The organism is Limnohabitans sp. (assembly GCF_031539105.1).
Classification (GTDB): domain Bacteria; phylum Pseudomonadota; class Gammaproteobacteria; order Burkholderiales; family Burkholderiaceae_C; genus Limnohabitans.
On the sequence record NZ_JAVKLM010000037.1, the window covers coordinates 32,211 to 48,838 of the forward strand.

At 51.8% G+C, this 16,628-nt stretch carries 16 protein-coding genes; 15 read left to right on the forward strand and 1 reads right to left on the reverse strand.

Annotated features, from left to right (window positions below):
- The first annotated feature begins 19 nt into the window (after positions 1-19).
- The 13 genes from RMR24_RS10105 (at position 20) to RMR24_RS10165 (ending at position 13,519) form a co-directional block, all read left to right on the forward strand.
- Positions 20-526, forward strand: a complete 507-nt coding sequence (locus RMR24_RS10105) for a flavin reductase family protein (RefSeq protein ID WP_310614957.1) — start codon at positions 20-22, stop codon at positions 524-526.
- A gap of 34 nt (positions 527-560) precedes the next feature.
- Complete coding sequence (locus RMR24_RS10110) at positions 561-1,658, forward strand: LLM class flavin-dependent oxidoreductase (protein ID WP_310614958.1); 1,098 nt, start codon at positions 561-563, stop codon at positions 1,656-1,658.
- 3 nt (positions 1,659-1,661) lie between these two features.
- The gene (locus RMR24_RS10115) at positions 1,662-3,413 is read left to right on the forward strand and encodes a CocE/NonD family hydrolase (protein ID WP_310614959.1); all 1,752 of its coding nucleotides are present in this window, start codon (positions 1,662-1,664) and stop codon (positions 3,411-3,413) included.
- Positions 3,414-3,467: 54 nt separating this feature from the next.
- Entirely contained in the window at positions 3,468-4,715 is a 1,248-nt protein-coding gene (locus RMR24_RS10120; protein ID WP_310614960.1) for an ABC transporter substrate-binding protein, read from the forward strand.
- Between the two features lie 15 nt (positions 4,716-4,730).
- Positions 4,731-5,591 (forward strand): branched-chain amino acid ABC transporter permease, encoded by an 861-nt coding sequence (locus RMR24_RS10125; protein WP_310614961.1) that lies wholly within the window; start codon positions 4,731-4,733, stop codon positions 5,589-5,591.
- Between the two features lie 32 nt (positions 5,592-5,623).
- Positions 5,624-6,520, forward strand: coding sequence for a branched-chain amino acid ABC transporter permease (locus tag RMR24_RS10130; RefSeq protein ID WP_310614962.1), 897 nt, complete (start codon positions 5,624-5,626; stop codon positions 6,518-6,520).
- Entirely contained in the window at positions 6,517-7,257 is a 741-nt protein-coding gene (locus RMR24_RS10135; protein ID WP_310614963.1) for an ABC transporter ATP-binding protein, read from the forward strand. The genes RMR24_RS10130 and RMR24_RS10135 overlap by 4 nt, the downstream gene beginning before the upstream one ends.
- Positions 7,247-7,960: an ABC transporter ATP-binding protein gene (locus tag RMR24_RS10140; RefSeq protein WP_310614964.1), complete on the forward strand. Its 714-nt coding sequence runs from the start codon at positions 7,247-7,249 to the stop codon at positions 7,958-7,960. Before RMR24_RS10135 ends, RMR24_RS10140 begins: the two co-directional genes overlap by 11 nt.
- Positions 7,961-8,068: 108 nt before the next feature.
- Complete coding sequence (locus RMR24_RS10145; RefSeq protein ID WP_310614965.1) at positions 8,069-9,163, forward strand: amidohydrolase family protein; 1,095 nt, start codon at positions 8,069-8,071, stop codon at positions 9,161-9,163.
- 21 nt (positions 9,164-9,184) lie between these two features.
- Positions 9,185-10,072, forward strand: a complete 888-nt coding sequence (locus tag RMR24_RS10150) for an NAD(P)-dependent oxidoreductase (RefSeq protein WP_310614966.1) — start codon at positions 9,185-9,187, stop codon at positions 10,070-10,072.
- 32 nt (positions 10,073-10,104) lie between these two features.
- A complete protein-coding gene (locus RMR24_RS10155; RefSeq protein ID WP_310614967.1) occupies positions 10,105-10,581 on the forward strand; it encodes a 2Fe-2S iron-sulfur cluster-binding protein in 477 nt (158 codons plus the stop codon).
- Positions 10,562-12,682, forward strand: coding sequence for a molybdopterin cofactor-binding domain-containing protein (locus RMR24_RS10160; protein ID WP_310614968.1), 2,121 nt, complete (start codon positions 10,562-10,564; stop codon positions 12,680-12,682). Before RMR24_RS10155 ends, RMR24_RS10160 begins: the two co-directional genes overlap by 20 nt.
- A gap of 27 nt (positions 12,683-12,709) precedes the next feature.
- Positions 12,710-13,519 (forward strand): alpha/beta fold hydrolase, encoded by an 810-nt coding sequence (locus RMR24_RS10165; RefSeq protein WP_310614969.1) that lies wholly within the window; start codon positions 12,710-12,712, stop codon positions 13,517-13,519.
- Here RMR24_RS10165 and RMR24_RS10170 read toward each other — a convergent pair.
- Entirely contained in the window at positions 13,482-14,408 is a 927-nt protein-coding gene (locus tag RMR24_RS10170; RefSeq protein ID WP_310614970.1) for a LysR family transcriptional regulator, read from the reverse strand. The genes RMR24_RS10165 and RMR24_RS10170 overlap by 38 nt on opposite strands.
- Before the next feature lie 137 nt (positions 14,409-14,545).
- Between RMR24_RS10170 and RMR24_RS10175 the strand changes: the two genes are divergently transcribed.
- Positions 14,546-15,538, forward strand: a complete 993-nt coding sequence (locus RMR24_RS10175) for a tripartite tricarboxylate transporter substrate binding protein (protein WP_310614971.1) — start codon at positions 14,546-14,548, stop codon at positions 15,536-15,538.
- A gap of 19 nt (positions 15,539-15,557) precedes the next feature.
- On the forward strand, positions 15,558-16,619 hold the full coding sequence (locus RMR24_RS10180; protein ID WP_310614972.1) for an Ldh family oxidoreductase: 1,062 nt from the start codon (positions 15,558-15,560) through the stop codon (positions 16,617-16,619).
- Positions 16,620-16,628: the final 9 nt, after the last annotated feature.

The following is a 16,628-nucleotide window of genomic DNA, read 5'->3' on the forward strand; positions in this document are numbered from 1 at the left end:
ATCACAATAAAGTGATCACATGAACACCAAACATCCATTTGATCGTTTAGATCTTCGAAAAGCACTTGGCTCTTTCGGAACCGGCGTCACGATCGTCACCACAAAAGCGTCAGATCACCGCTTGATTGGCGTCACCGCAAATTCCTTCAGCTCTGTCTCGCTAGAGCCAGCCATCGTGCTGTGGAGTTTGCAAAAAACATCTCCTAATTTGCCCGCTTACGACGAGTGCGGCCGCTTTGTGATCAACGTCTTATCGCTTTCACAAATCGAACACTCCAAGCGTTTTGCCAGCCCCATACCAGACAAATTTAACGGGGTGGACTACGCCCTCGGCATCGAAGGTCTACCCGTACTAGAAGGTTGCGCCGCGACATTTCAATGCCGCACCGTTCAACGCCTTGATGTGGGGGATCACATTCTGTATTTGGGCGAAGTCGAGGCCTATCAGCATCAAGACCAAACCGCTTTGCTTTATGTGCAAGGTCGCTACGCGCAAAGCGCGAGCCCCGAACTCCATCCAGCTTAATTCATTGAAATTTTTAGTTTAAATAGGAACTCGTATGACCATGAAATACAGCACCTTCATGATGCCATTGCATCCACCAGGTCGTAATGTGACGGAGTCTTTGCAAGAAGACCGTGAAGCCATCATCTTGGCAGATCGCTTAGGTTTTAGTGAAGCTTATGTTGGCGAGCACGTCACAGACGCAGCTGAAACCGTCACCTCCAGCATGATGTTCTTGGCATCTTTGGCCTCAGAAACTAAAAATATCAAACTGGGGACAGGCACCATCAACTTGCCAAACGCTCACCCAGCAGCCGTCGCAGCGCAAGCCGCCATGTTGGACCACCTACTCAAAGGGCGCTTCATCATGGGCATCAGTCCAGGTGGCTTGATGTCTGATGTGGAAGTATTTGGCAACCTTGGCAAAGATCGAAATGCGATGTTTGTGGAGAGCATCAACACCATCTTAAAAATTTGGGACTCAGAGCCGCCGTACAACATTGAGGGCCAGTTCTGGAACATATCAGTCGATAAAACCATGATTCCTGAAATCGGCCAGGGCTTCATCATGAAGCCCTACCAAAAGCCATACCCACCTATCGTAGGCACAGCAGTTGCGCCGTTCTCTCAAGGCGTCACAGAAATGGCTAAGCGCGGTTGGGGGCCCATCTCGGCCAACTTCTTGATGCCTGAATGGGTCAAAACACACTGGCCCAAGTATGTGGAAGGTCGCGAGGCGGTCGGCGCCGTAGCACACCCCTCAGAGTGGCGTGTCGCCAAAAGCATTTTTGTAGCGGATGACGAAGCCACCGCCAAGCGTTACGGCTTGGAAGAAGGCGGCCCCTATCACTTCTATTTCAAACAACTGGTTCGTAAGCTGGTCACCGGCGGCGGTCGCAGCAACTTGTTCAAAACTGATCAAAACATGCCCGACAGCGAACTCACACCTGAGTACGTCACCAACCGCTTGGTACTTGCTGGAACTGTGAATTCTGTGGTTGATCAAATTTTGGCATTCCGCGAACACGTGGGTGACTTTGGTAATTTAATTTACGCACTTCACGATTGGGTCGATCCTGCGCTCGGCAAACGCTCGATGGAGCTTTTCGCAAATGAAGTCATGCCACGCGTGAATGCTGCCATTGGCAAATAATTTATGACACAGCCAACACATTCACGCAGCGAAGTTCGTCAAGGCATGCAAATTGACTGGGACGTTCCCATTCAAATGAATGATGGATTAGTTCTGCGTGCGGATGTGTTTCGCCCATTGGGTGCGGGCAAGCACCCTGTTTTGTTGAGCTATGGCCCTTATGCAAAGGGACTCGCCTTTCAAGAAGGCTACCCAAGCGCTTGGCAAAAGATGGTGAGTGATCACCCCGATGTCCCGCACAACTCAAGCAATTTGTTTCAAAACTGGGAAGTAGTTGATCCTGAAAAATGGGTGCCCGACGGCTACGTTTGCGTGCGCGTCGACTCGCGTGGCTGCGGACGCTCCCCAGGATTTGTAGATCACTTCTCACCGCGCGAGACACAAGATTTTCACGACTGCATTGAATGGGCAGGCGTACAAAATTGGAGCAACGGCAAAGTCGGTTTATCAGGCGTCTCTTACTTTGGTATCAACCAATGGCAGGTCGCAAGCACCAACCCGCCGCACTTGGCAGCCATGTGTATCTGGGAAGGCGCATCAGATTGGTATCGCGACATGACGCATCATGGCGGTATCTTATCGACCTTCTGGGCTAATTGGTATGACATGCAAGTCAAGACCGTTCAGTATGGTCTAGGGGCGCGTGGTCCAAAAAGCAAAGCCACTGGTGAATGGGTCTGCGGTGACGAAACCTTGGACGACAAAACTCTAGCAGCCAATCGCTGCTCCTTTGGAGACGACATCTTGTCGCATCCACTGGATGATGACTATCACCGCGAACGCTCAGCGCAGTGGGACCGCATCACCGTGCCATTCTTATCCGCAGGCAACTGGGGTGGCCAAGGCCTGCACTTAAGGGGCAACAGCGAATCGTTCATGCGTGCTGCATCAAAACAAAAATGGCTCGAAATGCATGGCCTCGAACATTGGACGCATTTCTACACCGACTATGGGGTCGCCATCCAAAAACGTTTTTTCGCACACTTTCTTAAAGGCGAGGATAACGGTTGGGACAAAGAACCCGCTGTCCGCTTGCAAGTGCGTCATACCGACCACTTCGAAGAACGCATGGAAAAAAATTGGCCCATAGATCGGACACAGTGGCAACGTCTGCACTTGAATCCAGTGGGCCATTTGCTATCGAATACGCAGGTCACGCAAGCCTGTGATGCGTCGTTTGAGGCACAAGGAAATGGTCTGACATTTATGTCAGAGCCCGTGGAACATGACACTGAGATCACTGGCCCATTAGCTGCAAAACTCTGGGCTTCATCCAACACAACGGATGCCGACGTTTTCGTCGTTCTCCGGGTGTTCACGCCCGATTTGCGAGAAGTTACGTTTGCCGGAGCTATTGATCCGCACACACCCGTCGCGCAAGGTTGGTTGCGGGCATCGCACCGTGAACTTGACACCAAGCTCAGCAAGCCTTTCCGGCCTTACCACACGCACCGTAAACCACAGCCTTTGGCCCCTCACGAACCTGTGGAGCTAGACATCGAAATTTGGCCTACATCTGTCGTTGTGCCAGCGGGTTACCGCATTGCTCTAAGTGTGCGGGGCAAAGACTATATCTACGCCGAAAAAACAGGGCTCAAACTCTCGAACTTTAAAAATGAACTGCGTGGTTGCGGGCCCTTTTTGCACGATGACCCACGTGATCGTCCAGAAGAGATATTTGCGGGCAAGACAACTTTGCACTTTGGACCTCAGCATGATTCCTACTTGCTGATTCCTGTAATTCCGTCATCATGAGGATGGCCTCAAACTAGGTTCTCGCGTTTCGTTCATACACACACAGGAGACAACATGACTACAAGACGACATTTTCTACAAGGTACCGCTGCTGCGGCAGTGAGCACGACTTTGCCGCAATTCGCGCACGCACAAGCCCCTGGCGAAACCATGCGCATTGGTTTGTTGACAGTCAAAACAGGCCCCTTGGCCTCTGGTGGCATCGACATGGAACGCGCGTTGGTGATGTATCTAAACGAGCGTAACAACATGTTGGCTGGTCAAAAAGTTCAGTTGTTTGTGGCGGATACGGCCGGCGTACCTGCCACAGCAAAAGCAAAAGTGCAGGAGTTGGTCGAACTAAACAAAGTGCACGTATTGATGGGCCCGCTCGCCGCTTTTGAAGCGTTAGCGATCGACGACTACATCAAGGCCAACAAAATTCCTACTTTGTCCGTGGCCGCAGCTGAAGACATGACCCAGCGCAAACCTAACCCTTGGTTTGTGCGAGCCACTTCTTCGTCTGCACAGTGTTCACACGTGATGGCTGATCACTGCGCGAAAACACTCAAATTCAAGCGTATGGTCATGATTGCTGACGACATCGCTTACGGTCACGAAATGAATGCGGGCTTTCAGCGTGTTTTCGAAGAAAACGGCGGCAAGATTGTGCAAAAACTCTTCCCACCACTCACTGCACCCGACTACGGCAGCTTCTTAGCCCAATTGAAAACCAATGTTGACGGCATCTTTTTGGGTTTTGCGGGTTCAAACGGATTCCGCTTTGTGCGTCAATTCAACGAATACGGTCTTCGCAACAAGATGACCATTGTTGGAGGCATGACCGCTCTCGATGAATCCGTGTTGCGCAACATGGGAGACGAAGCTCTGGGCATACAGACCGTTTGCTGGTATTCAGCCGAATTGGCCAACCCAGTGAACGCCAAGTTTGCTCCCGCTTTCCGCAAAGCATTTGGCTATGACCCCGGTTACTACGCAGCAGGCACTTATGTGAGTGGTGCTGTTTTGGAAAACGCCATTGCGGCCGTTAAAGGCAAATTCACAGACCGTGATGGCTTGATGGCAGCACTTCGCAAAACGAACATCCAAACTGCCCGCGGTCCTGTGCGCTTTGACAGTTTTGGCAACGTGGTCGGTGATGTGTTTGTACGACAAGTCGAGCGCAAAGATGGGCGATTGGTGAACTCGGTGGTCAAAACCTATCCCAACGTCAGTCAATTCTGGACGTATGACGAGAAGCAATTCCTGTCTAGCCCTGTTTACACACGCGACTATCCACCTGCTAAAAACTTAGAGTCTTGATAGACCCAACTCCCCATGCAAATTTGGATCATTCAAACCCTCAACAGCCTTGCCTTAGGTGGCTTGTTGTTCATGTTGTCATCAGGTTTTGCGCTGATTTTTGGACTAATGCGCATCGCCAATCTGACACACGGTTCGTTGTTCATGCTGGGGACTTATGTGGCCGCCACGCTTGTGCGTGACGGCCACAATTTGATCGTGGCCGCTATCGCTTCCATGATCATCATTGCCATCGTAGGGGGGCTGATTGAGCGCTTCATCTTGCGTCGCCTCAGTGGAAACTCCCAAGGGCAAGTTCTGGCAACTTTAGGCTTGTCATTCATTGCCGCAGATTTTTGCTTGATGATTTGGGGAGGCGATCCGATTCCAATTTCGACTCCAGCGATGTTCCAAACACCTCTGCAGTTTTTGGGTCTGACCTTTCCCACCTATCGTTTGGTCATCTTAATTGCAGCCATCATTGCCGCAATTTTGTTGTACTTGTTGATGGAGCGAACAAGGCTAGGCGCCATGATTCGAGCCGGTGTTGACGACATGGACATGGCACGTGCTGTTGGCATACCTGCTTCTGCATTGTTCACCACTGTGTTTTGTTTGGGCGCGGCATTGGCCGGCTTGGGCGGCACATTGGCTGGACCCATTTTCAATGCCTACCCAGGACTTGATGCCGACATGCTGCCACTCGCGCTGATCGTTGTGATCTTGGGTGGCGTCGGAAGTTTATTGGGCACGTTTGTTGCCAGCTTCATTGTTGGCTTTATCTACACCTTTGGAATCGCTTTGGTGCCTGATTTGGCTTACGTTATTTTGTTCTTGCCGATGGTCGTCGTGATTGCTTTCAAACCTCAAGGACTATTTGGGAGAGTCACCACATGAAGATTTGGTTCAGTCTTTTGGGTTTTGCTGTCATGGCAATACTCCCATTCATCGCGGGTGAATACTTTGTCAATCTAGGCAGTCAAATTTTGATTGCCGTGATCTTCGCCTCAAGCCTCAATTTGCTGGTGGGTTATGCAGGGTTGACCTCTCTTGGACATGCCAGCTATTTGGGTTTGGCTGCTTATTTCTCAGCGTGGTTGAGCTTGAAATTTGGCTTAGATCACGCAGTGACTGCACCAGCAGCCTTGTTACTCACCACAGTCATGGGCATGATATTTGGTTGGATTGCGCTGCGTGCCACTGGCTTAGGATTTTTAATGCTCACCCTGGCGTTGTCACAGATTGTGTGGGGCTTAGGTTATCGATGGGTTTCAGTAACCAATGGAGACAACGGTTTATCCGGACTCACACGCCCATCACCATTTGGCGTTGACCTTGACATAAGTGCCAATTTTTATTGGTTCGCTCTTTGCATCACTGCCGTGTGTTTGCTCGCTATTGCACGACTGGTGCACTCACCCTTTGGGGCATCCATCAGAGGCACACGTGACCAACCACGTCGGATGAGCGCACTCGGGTACAACGTTTGGTCCATACGCTGGTTTACGTTTGTCATTGCCAGCTTCTTAGGTGCAGTTTCAGGCCTGTTGTATGTCTATTTCCACAAATACATACACCCAAGCGTGATGGCCATCACTGTTTCAGCTGAAGCTTTGTTGTGTGTGATTGCCGGCGGCTCCAGCACATTGATTGGACCCATACTGGGTGCGATCTTGGTGGTGATGCTCAAAAATTACGCCTCTGCCTACGTCGAGCGCTGGAATATGCTGCTGGGCTTTGTGTTCTTATTCATTGTTGTGTTCCTACCTAAAGGTATGGTGTCGGCACGCTTTTGGCGTCAAGCAACACCTGGAGGCAAACCATGACACTCGCCCTAGAAGTGACTGAATTGCGCAAAAGCTTTGGTGGTGTCGCCGTCACCCAAGGTGTTAATTTGGCTGTGCAACCTGGTGAACGTCGTCTCATCATTGGACCGAACGGCGCAGGAAAAACCACACTGTTCAATCAAATTGCTGGCGAGCTTCAACCCGACAGCGGCAGCATCAAGGTGTTCGGACACGATTTGACCCATCAACCCGTTCATGTACGGCCACACTTTGGGTTAAGTCGTACCTATCAAATCATCAATTTATTCAACAAAGATACGGTTCTACACAACGTAGCCTTGGCATTACTTGGAATCAGTCAGCGTCGTTTCAATGCGTTCCAACCGCTTCGTCGCAATGATCCAGTCTATGAACAGGCATTGCATGTGCTTGAAAGCGTAGGTTTGACGCACAGTGCAGACCGACATGTAGGCGAGATGTCATATGGCGAACAACGGCGCGTCGAAATTGGGGTTGCCATGTCGCAGTCACCCAAGTTGCTATTGCTTGACGAACCTCTGGCAGGTTTATCGCAAGATGAACGTATCTTGGTTCGTGACTTAATTGCCGGCTTGCCTCGCAGCACAACGATCGTGATGATCGAACACGACATGGATGTCGCTTTGGCTTTTGCTGAAAAGATTTCAGTGTTGCACTACGGCAGCTTGATTGTTGAAGGCGATCGCGACACCGTGGTCAACCACCCGCGTACCCGAGAGGTCTACCTTGGCCACTGAACTTTTATCTCTACACAACGTCCACGCGCACTATGGCAGCAGCCATGTGCTGCACGGAATTTCCTTTTCGCTCAAGCAAGGCCAGCTCTTGGCGCTGCTAGGTCGCAATGGTGCGGGCAAGACCACCACCATGCTCACCCTGTCGGGGTTATTAACTGCCAGCAGCGGCGAGATTTTGTTGCGCGGCAAACGAACAGACAACCTATCACCAGAAACCATTGCACGACAGGGCATTCGTTTGGTGCCACAAGGCCGTCGGGTATTTGCCAATTTGAGTGTGCAAGAAAATTTAGAGGTGGCTGCACAGCGACGCGACACGTCAGCACCTTGGAATTTGGCACGTGTTTACGACATGTTTCCTCAACTCAAATCACGGGCCACACAACGCGCCGGAACCTTATCTGGCGGCGAACAACAAATGTTAGTGATTGGCCGTGCACTCATGGGTAATCCTGATGTGCTTTTGCTAGATGAACCCTCTGAGGGTCTAGCGCCGTTGATCGTTCATGAAGTGACCGAATCTATCCGCAAACTCAAGCAAGAAGGCTTATCCATTATTTTGGTAGAACAAAATTTTGGGGTGGCTCAAGAATTGGCCGATGAATTGGTTGTACTAAACATTGGCCAAGTTGCATTTAGCGGCAGTGCCGAAGAAGTCCGCGCATCGCCAGAGCTGGCAACTCGTCATCTCGGTATTTTTTAACTGGTTTCATTCACAGAGGTTCATATGTTTTTCACTTGCTCCCCATCTTGCGTTGACCCCTCACATCACCACACGGCAGCTGAGCGCATGTCACGCTCGAGCTCTGGCATGAGCCAGGCTGCCACCAAAGCACCCACCAAAAGTCGCGTACAAGTCGCGGCTAAATCGAGTACGCAAAAAACGGTTCGCAACAGCAAAGGCAAGCTCAAAGTAGTGGACGTGCATTGCCACTACTTGAATCCTGTTGTCAACCAAAAAACTGCGCATTTGAATGCGGCGCAATATGACCCTACCGTCATCTTTGCCAACGATTTGACGAATGAAACCAACGTCAAGCAAATGAAAGACCGCGCGCCCAAATTAATGGGCATTGATGTGCGCTTGAAGGATATGGACCGCATGGGCGTTGACATCCAAGCTGTGGCTCCCGCTCCTTACCATTACTTTTACTTCACTGAACCTGCTTATGGAGCAGAACTGGCAAGAGAAGTGAACGAGGGCATTGCCAACGTAGTCGCTCAGCATCCCGATCGTTTTGTTGGCATGGGTTCAGTCCCTTTGCAAAATGCCGAACTTGCAGTGAAAGAGCTGGAATACTGCGTCAAAAAGCTTGGTCTGCGTGGTGTGGAAATCAACACCAACGTGAATGGTTTGAACTTGACCGACCCAAGCTTAGGGCTTGAAAAATTCTTTGCAAAAGCCAACGAACTGGGCATCGTCGTGTTCATGCATCCTTTGGGATACACCCAAGGCGAGCGCTTGCGTAACCACTACTTCAACAACGTGATTGGCAATCCACTGGAAACCACCGTGGCAGTCAGCCACTTGATTTTTGATGGTGTCGTGGCTCGTTATCCAAAAATTAAATTCTTAGCTGCCCATGGTGGCGGCTTCCTTGCACACTACTGGGCACGTATGGACCATGCATGGCGTGCACGTCCTGATACACGCACGGTCATCAAGAAAAAACCTTCCAGCTATTTAGAAAAGTTTTATTTCGACTCGATCACTTTTGATCCACGCATGCTCAAGCAATTGATTGACCGCTACGGTGCAGATCATGTGATGCTGGGCACCGACTACCCCTATGACATGGGTGAAGACGATCCACGTGGTTTGATTGCTGGTGTGAACCGTCTCAGCGCGGCCGACCGTCGCCTCATTGAAGGTGGTAATGCCATGAAGCTGTTCAAAATCAAGTAATCCATCACCAACGAGTCACGCATGAAAATTACCCTTCTTGGAACCGGCCGCATGGGTAGTGCCATGGCCGAACGCTTACTCGATCAAGGCCATACGCTCACTGTTTGGAACCGCACGGCAGGAAAATCTCAAAAGCTCCTAGATCGCGGTGCACATTGGGCACAGACCCCTGCACAAGCAGTGGCAGACAGCGAAGTCGTGCTTTCCGTCCTCACCGATGCGAAGGCGATTGAGCAAGCCTACTCAGGGTCATCAGGCGCATTGAGTGCAAACATCGCGGGCAAGTTATTCATTGATATGAGCACTGTGCGTCCTGTGACCCAAAAGGACCTCAGCGTCAAACTCAAACAAGCCAAAGCCCACTTTGTCGAATGCCCAGTAGGCGGCACAGTCGGCCCTGCGCGTGATGGCAAGCTGTTAGGTTTGGCGGGTGGTTCAGCAGAAGACTTTGCACTTGCCAAGCCCTTGCTGGATCAGCTGTGCCGCCGCGTGGAACATGTGGGCGCTATTGGTGCTGGTGCAAGCGTGAAGTTGGCAATCAACCTGCCCTTGCTGGTCTATTGGCAAGCATTGGGTGAAGCACTCGCGTTGGCAGCGCCTGCGGGGTTGAGCCCAGAAAAAGTCATGGACATTTTGTCTGACACATCAGGGGCCCCCGCTATTTTAAAAATGCGCACACCCGCCATCGTGTCTGCCTTGCATGGTGAAGACCTTGGGCCTGCACACTTCAATATTGACTCGATTCGTAAAGATTTACGCACCATGGTCGAAGAAGCCGGTGCCTTGGGTTACACAGTACCCACTGTTCAATCTGCACTGAGCGCATTTGACAAAGCCTCATCTGACGGCTTAGGTCATGCCGACGGTACACAGCTGGCTGCGTGGTGGCTCAAGCACGCGAAACAGTAAATGCACAGACACTCACCAGTAAGTCATTCATCGTGACAACAATCCAACACAACCATCGCTCAATCACACTCAAAGGCTCTTCACAGGCGTTTTTGTTGCATGAATTGCGCGAGCAATGTTCAGACGCATCTGTGCGGTTTGGATGTGGCACGGAACACTGTGGTGCATGTACGGTATTGGTAGATGGGGTAGCCCAAAACTCTTGCAGTCTTCCCGTGTGGGCCGCTGAGGGTCGCCATGTGCAAACCGCTCAAGGTTTGTCAGAAGACCCCATTGGTCGCGTGGTGCTGCAAGCGTTCATTGATGAACAAGCGGCGCAATGCGGCTATTGCGTAAGCGGTATCTTGATGCGCGTCACTGGTTTACTTCAACAACACCCGGATGCAAACGAAGCTCAGATACGCGATACCTTGTCACGGCATTTGTGTCGTTGCGGCGCGCACACGCGCATCTTGCGAGCCGTGCGTTTGGCTCAAAAAAATCTCAGCCATGTCAGCTCTCTCACCTAGCTTGATCACTGCGCCAAGGGCGGGCCAGTGGCTGAGATTGACCGATGAGGGTCAATTTGAATTACGCACTGGCAAAGTTGAACTAGGCCAAGGCATTTCAACGGCACTCACCCAAATCGCATGTGACGCCCTGGGCGTAGCACCTGCGCAAGTGAAGTGGGTAGCAGGAGATACGAATTTTTCACCCGACGAAGGTTTTACAGCGGGCAGTCAATCTATTGAAGTTGGTGGGCAAGCATGGCATCACGTTGGCAATGTCGTACGTAGCCACTTTGCCCAAGCTGCCGCGAAAAATTTGGCTTGCCACACTGACGCGCTGCGTTTGAAAGAAGGCAGGTTCATTGCACCTTCTGGAAAAGCACTCTCTTATCAAGAGTTAGCAAAAGCTGAAAACCATATCTGGCAAGCTTTGCGCGTCGATGATGCGAATGCAACGCTGATCGCTGTACCAACCGAAACCTTCGTGGCCAAGCGCGAAGACTTGTGGCTTAAATTTACAGGTGCTGGGTTTATCCAAGACCTTCATTTGTCCGACCTATGGCATGCACGTGTTTTACGTGGGCAGCATCCAAATAGCCGACCTTTGGTGATTGACACCAAGGCCCTAGAAGCTTTGCCAGGTGTAGATCGTGTGCTGGTACAACACCATTTCATCGCTCTTTTGAGCAGAGATGAAGGTGCATTAACCAAGGCGCATGCGCAAGCCAAAGCACTCACAGCATGGTCTACGCCTGATTTACCTCGCGATTTGGATGCTGAAGTTCTCTTACCGCAACTGTCGGCCGTCAGTCACATGGCGGCACATGAAATTCCCCATCAACCTCAGCCTGCTCCTGCGCACCTTACTTTGCAGCGGCGGTATTCACGCCCCTATATTGCCCATGCGTCCATTGGACCAGCATGTGCACTGGCGCAGCCCACCCACCAAGGCATTCAGGTGTGGTCGCACTCGCAGGGCGTTTTCAAACTGCGCGACCAAATCGCACAAGCTTTGCAACTGCAACCCCAACAAGTACATGTTCAACACACGCCTGGCGCAGGGTGCTATGGCCACAACGGCGCAGATGATGTCGCATTTGACGCCGCATTCATCGCACACACTTGGAACCTCAACGTTCGTGTGCAATGGAGTCGCGAAGATGAAATGACAGTTTCACCCATGGGACCTGCCAGCCTAGTGGATATTCAAGGCAGCTTGGACAACGACGGCCGCATTTGCCAATGGCAAACCCAAGTCTGGTCACATACCCATCTGAACCGTCCAAGCTGGGGTGATGGCATACAACTTCTCGGCGCATGGTCAGCATTTAAAAACTGCACACCACCCACCCCCAAAGACGTCCCCTTGCCCACTGGCGGTGGCTTACGCAATGCAATACCCGCGTATGACGTAGGTGAGCTCAGCATTGAGCATCACTTCATTGACAACTCCCCTGTGCGAGTGTCTGCATTAAGGTCTTTAGGTGCTCATGCCAACGTGTTTGCCATTGAGTCATTCATGGATGAGCTCTGCGAGGCAGTCAAGATCGACCCTGTGGCGTTTCGCCTCAATCACTTGAGCGACGCACGCGCACGACACGTGATTGAGACCGTGGCACATCGAGCCAACTGGCAAGCACGTGGCGACGCTGGATCTGGCTATGGCTATGGTGTGGGCTATGCACGCTACAAAAACAAAGCCGGCTATTGCGCTTTGATCGCGCACGTCGAAGTGGCCGAACGCGTCAAAGTGCTCAAGATTTGGGCCTGCGTCGACGCTGGGGCAATTGTTCATCACGATGGTTTACGTAACCAGATTGAAGGCGGAATCTTGCAAGCTATCAGTTGGAGTTTGCACGAATCGGTACGCTGGAATGCACAAGGCATTAGCACGCATGACTGGGAAAATTACCCCATTTTGTCTTTCAACGATGTACCAGAGCTAGACATCCATTTGGTCGATGCCGCTGAGCACCCAAGTCTTGGCAGCGGCGAAGTCGCCACAGGACCTTGCGCAGCTGCACTGGGCAATGCCGTGGCACATGCCCTAGGAATTCGAGCTCGCCATTTGCCGCTCAACCCAGAGCGCTTGATGCAAGCCATTGAACAAGTTAACCATTAATTTCACTGACATCTTTAGGACACCCCTATGAAAGCAAACATCGACGGCATTGACGTGTACTACGAAGTAACCGGTAAGGGCCCTTGGCTAACCTTGTCTCATTCATTGGCTGCAAATTTAGGCATGTGGGATTCACAACTTGAATTACTGAATCAACACTTCACGGTCTTACGCTACGACATCCGTGGCCATGGACAAACACAAAGCACAGAAGGTCCTTACACACTTGAGCAATTGGCAGATGACGTGCACAGCTTGCTCAAACATTTGGGCGTGACACGCACACATTGGATTGGCTTGTCGTTGGGCGGCATGATTGGACAGGTATTCGCCATTCGACACCCCAGTATGTTGGACCATGTGGTCATTGCAGACAGTACTGGCAAGGGTGCGCCCAATGCCGTAGCCATGTGGGGCGATCGTGCGACGCTTGCGCGCACTCAGGGCTTGACCGCATTGGTGCAGCCCACCTTATCACGCTGGTTCACCGACCCTTACCGCGAACGTCATCCAGAGGTGATGGCACGCATCGGTCACATGATTGAAACCACATCGACTGAAGGCTATGCGGGTTGTTGTGCCGCTATTTCGGTCATCAACACACACGACGGCTTACAAAAACTTCAGCATCCTGGCTTAGTTATCGTCGGAGACCAAGACCAAGCTACCCCACCAGCCATGTCGGAGCAAATCCACTCACATTGGCCAAAGTCACACTATGTGGTTCTCAAAGATGCTGCGCATTTGTCAAACATTGAGCAAGCTGAAGCATTCAATCAGGCGGTGATGGCGTTCTTACCTAATCAGCCGCATGCTCGATCCCCGAGCCAAAACTGAATACGCCTTGGCGCATCAAGCGGGAAAACTCAGCCTCCACCAACTCTTGCACCAAGGTCAAGGCAAGACTTGGGCGTGGCTCCAAACGCGTGGCCAACACCAACAAGCGATTGAGCTGTACGCCTGAAATCTCAGACATGATGATTTCAGGGTGCAAATCAATATCTTTGAAAACAGAGACGGGCATGATCGTTGCCCAGCGCCCACGCATGAGTAACTCACGAATCGAATCGACCGAATCGATTTCAGCTTGCACATTCAACTGCTTGCCCAATGCCAACATTTGGCGATCAATGATGCCTCGGTGTAGGCTGGTCATGAGCAGCGGGATGCGTGTCAATTGATTCACCGAAACAACCGGGCCAACCCGCATGGCGACATGCGATACCAGAGCAAATGGCTCACCTAACAAGGGTTGTAAAGACAGCGCGCGCCCTGTGCCTGGGTTGGTCACGATGGCCATATCGATCACCCCCTTCTCAAGCCAATCCATCAAGGCGGGGGTGAACGCTTCTCGCGCGCTCAACTCAATGGTTTCAAGGGTGTTGAAGCAGTTCTCTAACAAACCTGGTAACAACACGCGCGCCAGTGTCGGAGACGCCCCTAATGTCACCTTGGATTGCCCCGGGTGTTGTTCATGCGACAAGCGTTGCCGCAGTCGCGTCGATTCAGCGAGGATGCGTTGCGCAGACTCGTAAAAAGTGACGCCTGCCTGCGTCAAACGCACCCCTCGCGGCATGCGTTGAAGCAATGCAACACCCATCTCAGATTCAAGTTCACGCATCTGACGCGTCAAAGCGGGTTGCGCAATTGGAATGGCTGCCGCTGCAGCGGTCAGACTGCCAGCATCCGCAATGGCAATGAAGTAGCGCAAGGTACGTAAATTCATGCAGTCACCCTCTGGATCAATCACACAATGATATGGCAGAGTAAAAATCTAGCATTGGACAACGGGTAGATGGCCTTTTAAGCTGAGGGCAGTTCATATTGCTAAAACATAGACAGCCACAACAGCTGAATACCATCATGACCCTCAAAAAACCATTCCACGTTCGGCTCTCTCGCCCTATTCTTGCAACGGCCATTTTTTGTATCGCGGCTTTGTGTTCAGCACAAACCGCCTACCCGCAAAAGCCCATCAAGATGATCATCCCGCTGGCGGCAGGCAGTGCTGTTGATAATGCTGCGCGCGTCATCACCGTCAAAATGGGTGAGAACATGGGCCAAGCGTTTGTGATCGAAAACATCGCAGGTTCATCCGGTCTGATCGGCGCAGAGCGGGTTGCACGGGCCGCACCTGACGGCTACACCATCGGCGGTTACAACGACAGCGTTTTAACCATGGTGCCGCACATGATGGCCAAAATGCCATGGAATGCACTGACTGATTTCGAACCGATTTCATTGGTTGGAACGATTGAATGGGGCATCGTCGTCAAGGCAGATGGTCCCTACAAAACCCTATCTGACTTTCTCAATGCAGCCAAAGCTAACCCAGGCAAGCTCAACTACAGCTCAGGCGGCAACGGCAGCCCCCAACACATTGGTATGGCGTTGGTCTTGAGCAGAGCCAATCTTGACATCAGCCATGTGCCTTACAAGGGCGCGACTCCTGCTGCAGTTGCTGTCGCCGCAGGAGAAGTCGATGCAGCCATGCAAGGACTCGGCACAGTCACAGCTCTGATTCAGGCCGGGAAATTGCGGTTACTCGCGGTTTCGACGCAGGCTCGACTGCCTCAATACCCCGCAGTTCCCACCTTCAGCGAAGCTGGCATGAAAGACTTCACATTTAATTCTTGGTTCGCCATGGTCGCGCCTGCTGGAACACCCAAACCCATCATTGACAGACTCAGCGACGAAGTACGTAAAGCACTGAATGACCCCAGCACGAGAGAAAAGTTGCAAGCCATCGGTGTGACGCCACGCGGAACCACACCCACAGATTTTGGCGTTGCAACACGCAACCAATACGAGTTATATCGAAAACTAATCCAAGACAAAGGCATCCGCGCTGATTAAAGAACCACGCATTGAATCTATGAGCACCCCTACAACTTACTCCTTCAATGAACTGCAACAGTTCATACAAAATGCACTGACAAGCCAAGGCTTACCTCAAGAAGATGCATTAAAAGTATCCCAACTGATGGCAGAAGCCGACTTGCAAGGCTCTGATGGCCACGGCATCATTCGGTTACCGCAATACATCAAACGCATCCAAGCGGGCGGCATCAACAAGCACCCCAAAATTCGTGTCGTGCATGAGCGCTCTGCAATGGCAGTGGTGGATGGTGACAACGGCATGGGCCATTTGGTGGTTTCTCATGCTGTGGATTTGGCGATTGAAAAAGCCAGCGAAGCTGGTGTGGCGTGGGTCAGCACCCGGTTCAGCAACCATGCAGGACCTGCCTCGTTGTACTCACGTCGTCCGCTACAACACAACATGCTGGGTTTGTACTTTGCCGTCGGCAACGCCAACCATCTGCCGCCTTGGGGCGGCATGGACATGTTGCTCTCTACCAACCCAATTTCCGCTGGCATCCCAACTTCTGAGGAGGCTCCTGTCGTGCTCGACATGGCCACCACCGTGGCAGCCTACGGCAAGGTGAAAGCCAAAGCCAAGCGTGGCGAAATGATGCCGCCTGGCTGGATGATTGACCGTCAAGGTAAACCGCTGCTGGACCCCAACAAAGCCAATGATGGTTTTTTGTTACCCATTGGCGAACACAAAGGTTATGGCTTAGCCCTCATCGTGGGCTTGCTGGCTGGCACCTTGGGTGGTGCGGCCATGGGCCGCGATGTGATCGATTTCAACGCCGACCATGTGAGTGTGACCAACACAGGCCAAGCTATTTTGGTCATCGATTTGGCAGCCTTTGGCGACCCCGAACACTTCAAACACGAAGTGGACAGGTTGGTGCGCGACATTCGCAGCAGCGAACGCTTGCCAGGGGTTGAACGCATTTGGTTACCCGGCGAGCAGAGCCACGAAAAACGGGAACGCTACGCCACCCAAGGCATTCCCGTCGCACCGACCTTGATCGCCGAGCTCAACGCCTTGGCGGCCGAGTTGGGCATTGCTCCGCTCACTCACGCATAAAGATAAACA

Excerpts from the sequence above, each read along its gene's own strand:
- RMR24_RS10105 (WP_310614957.1), top strand. The coding sequence starts at position 20 with ATGAACACCAAACATCCATTTGATCGTTTAGATCTTCGAAAAGCACTT.
- RMR24_RS10110 (WP_310614958.1), top strand. The coding sequence starts at position 561 with ATGACCATGAAATACAGCACCTTCATGATGCCATTGCATCCACCAGGT.
- RMR24_RS10115 (WP_310614959.1), top strand. The coding sequence starts at position 1,662 with ATGACACAGCCAACACATTCACGCAGCGAAGTTCGTCAAGGCATGCAA.
- RMR24_RS10120 (WP_310614960.1), top strand. The coding sequence starts at position 3,468 with ATGACTACAAGACGACATTTTCTACAAGGTACCGCTGCTGCGGCAGTG.
- RMR24_RS10125 (WP_310614961.1), top strand. The coding sequence starts at position 4,731 with ATGCAAATTTGGATCATTCAAACCCTCAACAGCCTTGCCTTAGGTGGC.
- RMR24_RS10130 (WP_310614962.1), top strand. The coding sequence starts at position 5,624 with ATGGCAATACTCCCATTCATCGCGGGTGAATACTTTGTCAATCTAGGC.
- RMR24_RS10135 (WP_310614963.1), top strand. The coding sequence starts at position 6,517 with ATGACACTCGCCCTAGAAGTGACTGAATTGCGCAAAAGCTTTGGTGGT.
- RMR24_RS10145 (WP_310614965.1), top strand. The coding sequence starts at position 8,069 with ATGAGCCAGGCTGCCACCAAAGCACCCACCAAAAGTCGCGTACAAGTC.
- RMR24_RS10150 (WP_310614966.1), top strand. The coding sequence starts at position 9,185 with ATGAAAATTACCCTTCTTGGAACCGGCCGCATGGGTAGTGCCATGGCC.
- RMR24_RS10160 (WP_310614968.1), top strand. The coding sequence starts at position 10,562 with ATGTCAGCTCTCTCACCTAGCTTGATCACTGCGCCAAGGGCGGGCCAG.
- RMR24_RS10165 (WP_310614969.1), top strand. The coding sequence starts at position 12,710 with ATGAAAGCAAACATCGACGGCATTGACGTGTACTACGAAGTAACCGGT.
- RMR24_RS10170 (WP_310614970.1), bottom strand. The coding sequence starts at position 14,408 with ATGAATTTACGTACCTTGCGCTACTTCATTGCCATTGCGGATGCTGGC.
- RMR24_RS10175 (WP_310614971.1), top strand. The coding sequence starts at position 14,546 with ATGACCCTCAAAAAACCATTCCACGTTCGGCTCTCTCGCCCTATTCTT.
- RMR24_RS10180 (WP_310614972.1), top strand. The coding sequence starts at position 15,558 with ATGAGCACCCCTACAACTTACTCCTTCAATGAACTGCAACAGTTCATA.